We start from the raw sequence: 13,035 nt of genomic DNA, 5'->3' as shown, positions 1-13,035 counted from the left end.
GAAATGACCAGATACCTTTCTTAAACAACCTTTGGTTATAAGCTGGTGACGGCAATTGACCCTAGAGTGGACCTCCGCCCCACGCCGCCTGCCTCCCATGACGCTGACCCAGCTGCGCTACCTGGTTGCCATCGCCGACGCCGAGCTGAACATCACGCTGGCCGCCTCGCGCGTGCACGCCACCCAGCCCGGTCTGTCCAAGCAGCTCAAGCAGCTGGAGGACGAGCTGGGTTTCCTGTTGTTCGTGCGCAAGGGCCGCAGCCTGGAGTCGGTCACCCCGGCCGGCACCGAGGTCATCGCCCGCGCTCGTGCGGTGCTGGCCGAGGCCAACAACATCCGCACCTACGCGGCCAACCAGCGCCGCGAGAGCCAGGGCCAGCTGATCCTGACCACCACCCACACCCAGGCGCTCTCGTGCTGCCGCCGGCGGTGGCAGCGATCAAGCAGGCCTACCCCCAGGTGAGCGTGCACCTGCAGCAGGCCGGCGAAGCCGACGCGCTGGACCGCTTGAATCAGGGTGATGCCGATATTGCGATCATCAGCACCGCTGGCGGTGAGCCCACCGATGGCATCGCGGTGCCGCTGTTCCGCTGGCGGCGCCTGGTGGTGGTACCGAAGGGCCACCCGCTGGACCGCGCCGGCCGCGCCCCAGACCTGGCCGCGCTGGCCCGGCAGCCATTGATCAGCTACGAATCCTCGACCCGGCCGAATTCCTCGTTGCAGCGCGCCTTCGCTGCGAACGGCCTGGTGCCGGATCTGGCGCTGACCGCGCTCGATGCCGACCTGATCAAAACCTACGTGCGTACCGGTCTGGGCGTGGGCCTGCTGGCGGAGATGGCGGTCAGTTCCAACGACGAAGACCTGAGGTCGTGGCCGGCCCCGGAGCCGATCACTGAGTGCATTGCCTGGGCGGTGCTGCCTCGCGATCGCGTGCTGCGTGATTACGCGCTGGAGCTGGTGCACGTGCTGGCACCGCAGATCGATCCGCGTGATCTGCGCAGGGTGCTGGATGGCAACCAGGCGGCGGCGTGGCCGGTGCCACCGACGTGGGAGTCACTGACCCAGACCATCACGGTGTGAGGGGTTGGTCGAGCAGGGCTTGCAGCCCTGCACCTGCTGCGGACAAAGGCAACAGCAACAGCAGAAGCGGCATTCCGTGGGTTGGCGGGGCGGTGTCGGAGTGCGGGGACGCTGCAAGTACGTCCCTGTAAGCTTGGCAGCCGCATCCATGCGGCTGACACCCCGCACTCCGACACCGCCCCACCTCTGACAGATTCCGGCGGCTGTTGGTAGGTGTCGACCTTGGTCGACACGGTAGATCCACGCCATGCGTGGATGCATTTCGATTCCAATTCGAAATATTCGATTCCGATGGAGATTCATCCACGCATGGCGTGGATCTACTGCAGATCGCAGAAATCTGTCGAAGGCGGGGTGGGTCCGGTTGCGGGGGCGTGAGCCGCATGGATGCGGCGACCGAGCTTACATGGACGTACTTGCAGCGGCCCCCGCAACCGGACCCACCCCGCCTACCCACAGGAAGCCAGCTTTTGATGTTGCTTCGGCTCTTGCCGTGGACGTGGCCTCTGCGGGTGCAGGGCGCAGCCCTGCCGAAAACCCCTCCTGCGACGGTTCGTCGCACGGGCAACCCTGGACCCGGCTCTACACTAGCGGGGTGACCCGCCTGTCCCGCCCGCAGCGCCTCCTGCTCCAGCTCGCCGTCCTGGCGACGCTGCTGATGGTGCTTGCGCCACTGGTCAGCCGCGCGCTGCAGGCGCAGCCGATGGAGCATGCCGCGATGGCAGGCATGGACCACGCCGCCATGGGCCATGACATGCACGACATGGCCATGGCCGGGCACGATCAGCACAGCGCCGCGCCGGCCGCGCCCAGCCGTCCGCCCGACCCCCACGCCATGCACGGCGAAGCCTGCGAATACTGCGTGCTGGCCATGCGCCTGCTGCCGTGGCTGGCGGTGCTGGTGCTGCTGTTGCCGCTGCTGTGGCGGCCGCGGCTGGTGTTCCCGTGGTCGCAGCAGGTGCTGCCGGCGCTGCGTTGGCCGGCGCATGCCGCGCGCGGGCCGCCGCACCTCTCCTTCGTCCGCTGATATCCCTATCGAATCTGCCGCACGACGCCTGACCGGGCGCCGTGCGCGCGTGCGTACTTTGGAGCTGTTCCGATGAAAATGACTTCCCGCCCCGCGGGCGCCTGCGCGCCTGCCGGTTGCCCTTGGCCTGGCCGTGGCCGCGTCACTGGCCCACGCTGCGCCTGCCGAAGAGGCACGTACCCTCGACACGATGGTGGTCACCGCCGCCGCACCGTCGTCCCCGCTGCACTGGGTGACCGACCCGCGCCTGCCGCGGCAGCCGGTGCCGGCCAGCGACGGTGCCGATTACCTGAAGACCGTTCCCGGTTTCTCCGCCATCCGCAACGGCGGCACCAACGGTGACCCGGTGCTGCGCGGCATGTTCGGTTCGCGCCTGAACATCCTCAGCAACGATGGCAACCTGATCGGTGCCTGCCCGTCGCGCATGGACAATCCGCTGTCCTACATCGCGCCGGAAAGCTTCGACCGGCTGACCATCATCAAGGGCCCGCAGAGCGTGCGCTGGGGGGCGGGCGCGTCGGCCGGCACCGTGCTTTTCGAGCGCGATACGCCGCGCTTCGAGGAGCCGGGCCTGCGTGCCGATGCCAGTGCGCTGGTCGGTTCGCGCAACCGCAACGACCAGGTGCTGGACCTGACCCTGGGTAACCCGACAGGCTACGTACGCGCCAGCGGCAACCGTTCCGAAGCCGATGACTACAAGGACGGCCACGGTGACGTGGTGCCATCGAAGTGGCGCAAGTGGAACGGCGACGTGGCCATCGGCTGGACGCCGGATGCCGACACGCTGCTGGAAATTTCCGCCGGTGCCGGTGATGCGATCGCGCGTTACGCGGGCCGTGGCATGGACGGTGCCGCGTTCGAACGCACCAGCTACGCGGCGCGTTTCGAGAAGCGCAACCTGCCGGGGGCATGGGACACGTTGCAGGCCAACGTGTACTACAACAACGCCGACCATGTGATGGACAACTACACGCTGCGCACGCCGAACCCGAACAGCATGATGCCGATGCCGATGGCGTCGAACGTGGATCGCCGTACCCAGGGCGGCCGGGTCAGTTCCGAGTGGCGCTGGCAGGATGTGCAGCTGGTGGCGGGTATGGATGGCGAAGACAGCCGCCATCGTGGCCGCATGGGCATGGGCCGCGACACCTACCGCCAGGCCGCCTGGGAAACCGATGCCAACTTCCGCCGCTATGGCGTGTTCACCGAGTTGACCCTGGGTGCGGGCACCGACCAGCGCTGGATCAGCGGCCTGCGCATCGACCGCGCCAGCGTCCGCGATGAGCGGCAGTCGGTGCGCGGGATGATGGGCAACCGACCCAATCCCACGGCCGGGCAAACGCGCAAGGAATGGCTTGGCAGCGGCTTCCTGCGCTACGAGCAGGACCTGGCCGATGGCCTGACCTGGTACGCCGGCCTCGGCCACAGTGAACGCATGCCCGACTACTGGGAGCTGTTCTCGCCCAACCACGGCCCGGCCGGTGCGGTGAACGCGTTCACCGGCGTGCAGCCCGAGCGCACCACCCAGCTTGATGTGGGCATGCAATACAAGGGGCCCCGTGTGCAGGCCTGGGTCTCGGCGTACGCCGGGCAGATCCAGGACTACATTCTGTTCACCTACCACGGCAGCGGCATGATGGGCATGAGCCAGGCCCGCAACGTTGATGCACGTATCGCTGGTGCCGAGGCGGGCCTGGAAGTGAGCGTGGCCGAGCAGTGGAAGCTGGGCGGCACGCTGGCCTATGCCTGGGGCGAGAACCGCGACCAGCATCGCCCGTTGCCGCAGATGCCACCACTGGAAGCACGCCTGAGCGCGAACTGGGAAGGCCAGCGCTGGAGTGCCGGTGCGCTGCTGCGCGCGGTGACCCACCAGCATCGTGTCGCAAATGGCCAAGGCAATGTGGTCGCGCAGGACCTGGGGCCGAGTGCCGGCTTCGCCACCTTCGCGCTCAACGCTGCTTACCGCTTCAGTTCGCAGCTGCAGCTCAGCGCGGGCGTCGACAACCTGTTCGACCGTGCCTACAGCGAGCACCTGAATCTGGCCGGCAGCGCCGACTTCGGTTTTCCGGCTGACCCGGTGCGCATCAACGAGCCGGGCCGCAGCCTGTGGATGAAGGTGAACTACCGGTACTGATCCGCCGGGTGTAAAAAAAAAACCGGGGCCGGATCCCCGCCAGGATCCGCCCCCGCCCGACGCCCTCAGCCGGGCAGCTTCGACTCTACGATGGCAACGCCTGCGGTGCACGGCTGGATACACCTCGACACATGCCGACACCGCTGCGGTCAGCCTTGCACGGAACGGGTTCACGGCGCTATCGCGACGCCGGTTCCACGCCAGTAAACGCTTGGCACATATCGCTTCTGTGGGCGCTTGCCTACACTCGGCGGCCGTGGATCACTCAGGACCGTTCATGTTGGCTCGCATCGCTTCGACCCTGGCCCTTGGCCTCAGCCTGGCCGTGCTGGCCGGGTGCGCGGGCAAACAGGAGGCCGCCGCCCGTCGGCAGGGAGAAGCGGTGCCGGTCACCGCGCAGGTCGTGCAGTCCACGCAGTGGAATGACACGCTGCAGGCACTGGGTACGGCCAAGGCGCGCGAATCGATCAGCGTCACCGCCAAGGTCAGCGAGATCGTCGAGAAGGTGCACTTCGAAAGCGGCCAGCATGTTGCCGCTGGTGCGCCGATCGTGACGCTGCGCGGGCAGGCCCAGGAAGCGGCGCTGGTGCAGGCGCAGGCCACCTTCCACGAGGCCGACCAGTTGTACAAGCGCCAGCGCGAGCTGGCCTCCCAGCGGCTGGTGTCCAGCGCCACGCTGGATACGCAGAAGTCGATCCGTGATGCCGCCGAGGCGCGCGTGATGCAGATGCAGGCCGACATCGGTGATCGCCGTGTACGCGCACCGTTCGCCGGCGTGCTCGGCATCCGCCAGGTCAGCCCCGGCTCGCTGGTGACTCCGACCACGGTCATCGCCACGCTCGACGACATCGAGCACATGCACATCGATTTCCAGGTGCCGGAAGTGGAACTGGCCGCACTGGGCGTCGGTGACAAGGTCAGCGCCACCAGCGTGGCGTGGCCGGGCCGCAGCTTCGAGGGCGTGGTCAGTACCATCGACGCACGCATCGACCCGGCGACCCGTGCGGTGACCGTACGTGCCGATTTCGCCAATGGTGACCATGCCCTGCGCCCGGGCATGCTGCTGGACGTGCGCCTGTTCCACCCCGAGCGCCCGGCGCTGGTGATTCCGGAAATCGCCGTGGTGCAGGTCGGTCGCGATACCTTCGTGTACCGCATCACCGCCGACGACAGCGTCGAGCGCGTGGATGTGGTCACCGGGCGCGCCGTGCCGGCGTGGTCGAGATCAGGCAGGGCTTGGAAGCGGGCCAGCGCATCGTGGTCGATGGCACCGGCAAGCTGCGCCCGGGCCTGAAGGTCGCGGCCAAGGATGCGGCGCCGGCCAGCGGTGCCAAGCCGGCGGATGCACCGGCGCCGGTCGCGGCCGAGGGCCACGGCGGATGAAGCTGTCCGACATCTCCATCCAGCGGCCGGTGTTCGCCGTGGTGATGAGCCTGTTGCTGCTGGTGCTGGGCGTGATGTCCTTCACCCGCCTGACCCTGCGCGAACTGCCCGCCATCGATCCGCCGATCGTGTCGGTGTCGGTGGACTACACCGGCGCCTCGGCGGCGGTCATCGAAAGCCGCATCACCCAGGTGCTGGAAGATGCGCTGGCCGGCATCGAAGGCATCGATACGATCAACGCGCGCAGCACCAACGGCCGCTCGCAGGTCAGCATCGAGTTCACCTCCAACCGCGATATCGAAGCGGCGGCCAATGACGTGCGCGATGCGGTCAGCCGCGTCGCCGACCGCATGCCCGAAGAAGCGCGTCCGCCGGAGATCGCCAAGGTCGAGAGCGATGCCGACCCGATCATCTGGTTCAACATGGTCTCCTCGACCATGGACACGCTGGAGCTGAGCGACTACGCCGACCGCTACGTGGTCGATCGTTTCTCCAGCCTCGATGGCGTGGCCCAGGTCCGCATCGGCGGCCGCCAGCGCTATGCGATGCGGATCTGGCTGGACCGTGACCAGCTGGCGGGGCGCGGGCTGACCACCGGCGACGTGGAAACCGCGCTGCGCAACGAGAACGTGGAACTGCCGGCCGGCCGCATCGAATCGACCGACCGCGATTTCACCCTGCGCGTGGAGCGCAACTACATCAAGCCCGAAGACTTCGCGACCATCCCGCTGGGCAAGGGTCGTGACGGTTACGTGGTGCGCATGGGCGATGTGGCGAAGATCGAGCTGGCCTCGGCCGAGCGACGCGCGTACTACCGCAGCAACGGCGAGCCGGGCATCGGCCTGGGCATCGTCAAGACCTCCACCGCCAACTCGCTGGACGTGGCGCGTACTGCGCGCTGAAGCCGAACGGGTCGCGCTGACCCTGCCCAAGGGCACGCAGATCTTCGTTGCCTTCGACAACACCACCTTCATCGAAGCCGCGGTGGACCGCGTCTACGCCACGCTGGTGGAGGCGATGATCCTGGTGCTGGCAGTGATCTGGCTGTTCCTCGGCAGCTTCCGCGCTGCGTTGATTCCGGCGGTGACGGTGCCGGTCTGCCTGGTCGCAGCGTTCATCGCACTGTACGCGTTCGACTTCTCGATCAACCTGCTGACCCTGCTTGCCCTGGTGCTGTGCATCGGCCTGGTGGTGGACGATGCGATCGTGGTGGTGGAGAACGTGCAGCGCCGCATCGACCTGGGCGAACCCCCGCTGGTGGCGTCCAAGCGCGGTACTGCGCAGGTCGCCTTCGCAGTGATCGCCACCACCGCGGTGCTGGTGGCGGTGTTCCTGCCGGTCGGGTTCCTGGAAGGCAATACCGGGCGCCTGTTCCGCGAACTGGCAGTGGCGCTGGCGGCGGCGGTGGCGTTGTCCGCCTTTGTGGCGCTGACGCTGACGCCGATGATGGCCTCCAAATTGCTCAAGCCGCATACCGGGCAGGCACCGCGTGGCCTGCATGGGTTCATCAACCGCAACCTGGAACGCCTGGCCGGGGCCTATGGGCGGGTGCTCGACCACCACGTGGACCGCACCTGGATCTACCTGCTGGTGATGGTGGCCGCACTGGCCGCCAGCTGGGGCCTGCTCAAGCTGCTGCCGTCGGAACTGGCGCCGGCCGAAGACCGCGGTTCGTTCCAGATCATGATCGACGGCCCGGAAGGCGCCGGCTACGACTACACCGTGCAGCAGGTGCAGCAGGTGGAATCGATGCTGGCACCGCATGTTGGCCCGGACAAACCGATCGTGCGCGCCAATCCACGCGTGCCCGGTGGTTGGGGTGCCAGCGAGGAAATGCACACCGGCCGCGTCAGCATCTTCCTGCAGCCGTGGCGCCAGCGCAGCGAAGGCACGCCGGAAGTGGCCAACGAACTGCAGAAGGAACTGGACACCATCCGCGGCGTGCGCGTGCGTACGCAGGTGGGCGGTGGCCTGGTGCGCAGCGGCGGGCAGCCGTTCCAGATCGTGCTGGGCGGCCCGGAATATGCCGAGATCGCGCAGTGGCGCGACCGTATCCTGCTGCGCATGGCCGACAACCCCGGCCTGGTCGGCCCGGACTCGGATTACAAGGAAACGCGGCCGCAGATGCGGGTCAACATCGACCGCCAGCGTGCGGCCGACCTCGGCGTGCCGGTCACCGCGATCGGTTCGGCACTGGAAACCATGATGGGCTCGCGCCGCGTCACCACCTTTGTCGACAACGGCGAAGAGTACGACGTGCTGGTGCAGGCCGGTCGCGATGGCCGTGCCAGCCCGGCCGACCTGGCCGCCATCCGCGTGCGCGCGACGTCCGGCGAACTGGTGCCGCTGTCCAACCTGGTCACGCTGAGTGAGGTGGCCGAGGCCGGCACCCTGAACCGCTTCAACCGCCTGCGCTCGATCACCATCAACGCGGGCCTGGCGCCGGGCTATCCGCTGGGTGAGGCCATTGCCTGGGCGCAGCAGGTCACGCGCGAGGAGCTGCCGCAGTACGCACAGGTGAACTGGAAGGGCGAATCGCGCGAATACCAGAGTGCCGGTGGCGCGGTGCTGCTGACCTTCGCCATGGCGCTGCTGGTGGTCTACCTGGTGCTGGCCGCGCAGTTCGAGAGCTTCATCCACCCGCTCACCATCATGCTGACCGTGCCGCTGGGCGTGCTCGGCGCGCTGGTCGGGTTGTGGGTGAGTGGCGGTACCGTGAACCTGTTCAGCCAGATCGGCATCGTCATGCTGGTCGGCCTGGCCGCGAAGAACGGCATCCTCATTGTTGAATTCGCCAACCAGCTGCGTGACGACGGAAGAACCGTGCGCGAGGCGATCATCGAATCGGCGATGGTGCGCCTGCGCCCGATCCTGATGACCTCGATCGCCACCGTGGTCGGTGCGATTCCGCTGGTGGTGGCCGGTGGCCCCGGTTCGGCCAGCCGTGGCACCATCGGCATCGTGATCATCTTCGGTGTGACCCTCTCGACGTTCCTGTCGCTGTTCGTGGTGCCGGCATTCTACGCGCGGCTGGCGCCCTACACCCGCTCGCCGGAAGCGGTGAAGCGTGAACTGGAGAAGCAGGAAGCGGAATCGCCCTCGGTGGGTGGTCATGCCTGATCCGACCACCGTGCTGCGAGGCGACGGCTTCCAACTGCGCCCTTGGCGCCCGGATGATCTGGAATCGCTGCTGCGCCATGCCAACGACGGCGAGGTATCGCGGGGCCTGCGCGATCGCTTCCCGTACCCGTACACGCGCGAGGATGGCGAGGCCTTCCTCGCCGGTCGCGTGCTGGCCCCTGGCACCCTGAACCTGGCCATCGAGATCGACGGCCAGGCCTGCGGCAGCGTCGGGGCCCAGCAGGGCAGTGCCGAGCGCGGGCACATGGCGGAACTGGGCTATTGGCTGGGCCAGGCCTACTGGGGCCAGGGCCTGATGACCCGGGTGGTCGGCCTGTTCGCACCGTGGGTGATGGACGAGCTGCGCCTGTTCAGGCTGCAGGCCGGGGTGGTCGATTTCAACCTCGGCTCGGCCCGGGTGCTGGAAAAGAACGGCTTCCAGGAAGAAGGCGTGGACCGCTGCGCGGTCTACAAGCGCGGGGTGCTGCACGACCTGCGCCGCTTCGCCCGGGTGCGCACGCAGCTGCCCTGAACACGCGGGCCGGCCGCGGTAGAGCCGAGGCCGTGCCCGGCCGCCGTCATCACCACGCCGAGCATGGGCTCGGCTCTACAACACAGCGCTACCGCAGCGGCCTTCGATCAGGGAGAATCGACCGGTCCCCTCCAGCCGACGGGACGTCCTCACAACCCGCCGACTGGAGAGAGCGCGTGGAAGCTACCGTACATTTCATCAACAGCATCATCTGGAGCAAGGCACTGATCTTCGTGTGCCTGGGCGCCGGCCTGTTCTTCAGCCTGCGCACGCGCTTCATGCAGATCCGCGGCTTCCTCGAGATGTGCCGCCTCACCGTCAAGGGTGAGAAATCCGACGCCGGTGTGTCGTCCTTCCAGGCCCTGGCCATGTCGATGGCCGGGCGCATGGGTATCGGCAACATCGCCGGCGTGGCCACCGCCATCGCCTTCGGCGGCCCCGGTGCGATCTTCTGGATGTGGGTGATGGGCTTCCTCGGCGCCTCCACCTCGTACGTGGAATGTACGCTGGCGCAGATCTACAAGACCAAGGATGCCGAAGGCCGTTACCGTGGCGGCCCGGCGTACTACATCGAAAAGGCCATGGGCCTGAAGTGGTACGCGCTGGTCTTCGCCATTGCCACGATCATTGCCGCCGGTTTCCTGATGCCGGGCGTGCAGGCCAACGCCATCGCCGACAGCATCATCAACGCCTGCCGTGGCACCGCGCTGTGTGGTCCGCTGGATGGCCAGACGATGGGCATGGAGTCGGTGCAGGCGCTGAAGCTGGGCATCGGCATCGTGGTGGCGCTGCTGCTGGGCGTGGTGATCTTCGGCGGCGTCAAGCGCATCGCCAACTTCGCCGAAGTGGTGGTGCCGTTCATGGCGGCAGCCTTCATCCTGACCGCCATCGTCATCATGATCATCAACTACGATCGCGTGCCGGAGATGTTCGGCATCATCTTCAGCAGCGCCTTCGGCACCCACGCCGCGTTCGGCGCGATGATGGGCCTGGCGGTGGAGTGGGGCATCAAGCGAGGCATTTATGCCAACGAAGCCGGCCAGGGCTCGGGCCCGCACGCGGCAGCCGCCTCGGAAGTCTCGCACCCGGCCAAGCAGGGCTACGTGCAGGCCTTCGCCATCTACTTCGACACCATGATGGTGTGCACCGCCACCGCGTTCCTGATCCTGGCCAGCGGCACCTACAACGTGTACTCGCCGGTGCCGGGTGCCGCGCCGATCTTCCAGGGCCTGGCCGGTATTCCGGAAGGCGCGGGCTACGCCCAGGCGGGTGTGGAAGCCGTGCTGCCGGGCTGGGGCTCGGCGTTCGTGTCCATCGCCATCTTCTTCTTCGCCTTCACCACCATCATGGCCTATTACTACATGGCCGAAACCAACCTGACCTACGTCAACCACAACAAGAAGCGCCCGCTGACCGTGCTGGTGCTGCGCCTGGGCATCATCGGCATGGTGGTGTTCGGCGCGTTCCATAATGCAACCCTGGCCTGGGCGCTGGGTGACATCGGCGTGGGCCTGATGGCCTGGCTGAACATCATTGCCATCCTCATCATCCAGAAGCCGGCCATGCTGGCCCTGCGTGATTACGAACGACAGAAGAAGCTCGGCCTCGATCCGATCTTCGACCCCGATGCCCTGGGCATCAAGAACGCCGATTTCTGGCGTCAACGCAAGCTGGAGTTGTCCCGTAGTGAATGATCCCTGGAAGAACGCCCGCCGTCCGTCGTCGCGACCGCCGCGGGCCACCCCGCTGCCACCGCGTGAGGGCGGCACCCCGCCACCGCCGGGGCGTGGCAATGACGAACTGCGCCTGTATGGCTGGAACGCCGTGCAGGCCCTGTTCGCCAAGCGCCCGCAGGCGCTGCGCAAGCTGTACCTGGTGGACGCGCTGATTCCGCGCATGCAGCCGGTGTTGAAGTGGTGCGTGGCCAACCGTGTGGGCTACCGCGTGGTGGAGGAGGGCGACCTCAACAAGCTGGCCGCCACTACCCATCACGAAGGCCTGGTGGCCGACGTGCTGCGCGCCCGTCGTGCCGCTGGCGCAGTGGCTGGAGGATCTGGGCGAAGGCCCGGCGCTGGCGTTGTGGCTGGACGGTGTCGGTAATCCGCACAACTTCGGTGCGATCCTGCGCTCGGCCGCGCACTTCGGTGTCAAGGCGCTGCTGCTGCCGTCCGGCAGCACGCTGGCGCTGTCCGGTGCCGCTGCGCGCGTGGCCGAAGGTGGTGCGGAGTCGGTGCCGCTGGTGCAGTTGCCGGAGACCGCCCAGGCGATGGCGCAGCTGCGTGCAGCCGGCTTCGGGCTGGCTGCGACCCTCGTTGATGGTGGCGACGACGTGTTCCGTGCGTCGCTGCCGGAACGGTTGGTGTACGTGATGGGCGCCGAAGGCGAGGGCATGGACCGCGGCCTGGCCAGTCAGTGTGACCAGCAGCTGTCGATTCCCGGCAGCGGCGCGGTGGAAAGCCTGAACGTGGCCTCGGCCACCGCCGTGCTGCTCGCGCAGTGGGCGAGCCGCCGCCACGGATGATCCCGTCGTGCTGATGCTGTGTTGATTTCCTGACCCGGCCCTTGCGGCCGGGTTTTCTTTTGCGCGGCGCAAGAGCGCAAACGATGCACGCGCAGCAAACTGGGTCATCCGCGTCAGCTTGCGTTGCTTCAAACACGCTTGATGGACAGGCAAGCAATTTTAGTATTTGTCTCATTGCTGGGCCGTTTCCTGCGTCGCACGGTGGAGTTCCTTCCAACGTCGTACAGGAGTGGTTCCATGCATCGAATCCAACGCCGCACACGTCGCATTTGCCTGGTGCTGGCACTCGCTGCGCTTGCCGCACCATCGCTACAGGCCGCGGAACGCAGTCTCGATGGTGTCAATTTCACCGGCCCGTTGATCACGCCGAATCCGGCCGGCCTGCCGCAGAGCAACTGGTACATCGAGCCCTATCTGGTGCGGGTCGACAGCCGCGACCACTACGACAACAACGGTGATCGTCGCCGCAGTGCCGGGCACATTGGCGCCTGGGCCACGGTGGTGCCGATCATCTATGGCTTCAGTGACCGGGTGATGGGCCAGGTCAATCTCAGCGCCTCGCGCGCCGAATCCGGCAGTGCGCGCAGCAGCGGCTTCCGCGCCGGTGACACCACCGCACGCCTGCAGTACCTGCTGCAGGCGCCGAATGCCGATGGCACCCGTCCGGCCATCTCGGTCGCGCTGGTGCAGCGTTTCAGCACCGGCAGCCATGACCGTATCACCGGCAATCCGCTGGATGCACAGGGCGACGGCGTTCAGCGCACCACCGCGGCGCTGGGCGTGCAGCAGGTGGTGTGGCTGGGCAATGACCGCCCCGTGCGCTGGCGCGCCCAGCTCAGCGCCGGGCCGGCACCGTCGCGCACTGCCATTTCCGGCACCAGCGTGTACGGCACCGACGACAGCTTCCAGGGGCACATTTCGCGTGGCTCGGTACTGGGCCTGTCGGTCGGCGCCGAGTACAGCTTCAATTCGCGCTGGGTGGGGGTGATGGAAATCGCCGCCAGCCGCGAGACCGGCCAGCGTCTGAGCGGCTTCGCACGCAACGGCAGTGGTGCGATCGAGCGGATTGAAGAGCACCGTCCGGCCAGCCGCAACGTCAGCCTGGCGCCCGCGGTGGAGTATCACTTCAGCCCGTCGCTGGGCCTGATCGCCGGCGTCGAATTCACCGTGGCCGGGCGCAACACCGGCCGCATTATCAGCCCCCAGGTCGCCCTGGGCATGTTCTTCTGAGGGGCTGC

Annotated in this window: 5 protein-coding genes and 4 pseudogenes; all 9 read left to right on the top strand. The window is 67.3% G+C overall.

Going from position 1 to position 13,035, the window contains the following annotated elements:
* Nucleotides 1–97: 97 nt before the first annotated feature.
* The 9 genes and pseudogenes from ACZK2V_RS18480 to ACZK2V_RS18440 all read left to right on the top strand — a co-directional run bounded on the left by ACZK2V_RS18480 (nt 98) and on the right by ACZK2V_RS18440 (nt 13,027).
* A pseudogene (locus ACZK2V_RS18480) lies at nt 98–1,080 on the top strand (LysR family transcriptional regulator).
* A gap of 595 nt (nt 1,081–1,675) precedes the next feature.
* Nucleotides 1,676–2,107 (top strand): DUF2946 domain-containing protein, encoded by a 432-nt coding sequence (locus ACZK2V_RS18475; RefSeq protein WP_486322658.1) that lies wholly within the window; start codon nt 1,676–1,678, stop codon nt 2,105–2,107.
* Between the two features lie 190 nt (nt 2,108–2,297).
* Nucleotides 2,298–4,241 (top strand): TonB-dependent copper receptor, encoded by a 1,944-nt coding sequence (locus tag ACZK2V_RS18470; protein WP_486323338.1) that lies wholly within the window; start codon nt 2,298–2,300, stop codon nt 4,239–4,241.
* A 277-nt stretch (nt 4,242–4,518) separates the two neighbouring features.
* Nucleotides 4,519–5,624, top strand: a pseudogene (locus ACZK2V_RS18465) (efflux RND transporter periplasmic adaptor subunit).
* Nucleotides 5,621–8,744: pseudogene (locus ACZK2V_RS18460) on the top strand (efflux RND transporter permease subunit). Before ACZK2V_RS18465 ends, ACZK2V_RS18460 begins: the two co-directional pseudogenes overlap by 4 nt.
* Entirely contained in the window at nt 8,737–9,276 is a 540-nt protein-coding gene (locus ACZK2V_RS18455; RefSeq protein ID WP_049425134.1) for a GNAT family N-acetyltransferase, read from the top strand. Before ACZK2V_RS18460 ends, ACZK2V_RS18455 begins: the two are co-directional and overlap by 8 nt.
* Before the next feature lie 176 nt (nt 9,277–9,452).
* A complete protein-coding gene (locus ACZK2V_RS18450; protein ID WP_049425132.1) occupies nt 9,453–10,970 on the top strand; it encodes an alanine/glycine:cation symporter family protein in 1,518 nt (505 codons plus the stop codon).
* Nucleotides 10,963–11,797, top strand: a pseudogene (locus ACZK2V_RS18445) (TrmH family RNA methyltransferase). Before ACZK2V_RS18450 ends, ACZK2V_RS18445 begins: the two are co-directional and overlap by 8 nt.
* Nucleotides 11,798–12,034: 237 nt before the next feature.
* The gene (locus ACZK2V_RS18440) at nt 12,035–13,027 is read left to right on the top strand and encodes a hypothetical protein (protein ID WP_486322657.1); all 993 of its coding nucleotides are present in this window, start codon (nt 12,035–12,037) and stop codon (nt 13,025–13,027) included.
* Nucleotides 13,028–13,035 lie beyond the last annotated feature (8 nt).

The sequence above is a fragment of the Stenotrophomonas sp. 93052_Sma genome (assembly GCF_056481145.1).
Note: the sequence above shows the minus strand (reverse complement) of the source record. Positions and strands in the feature narration are given on the sequence as shown.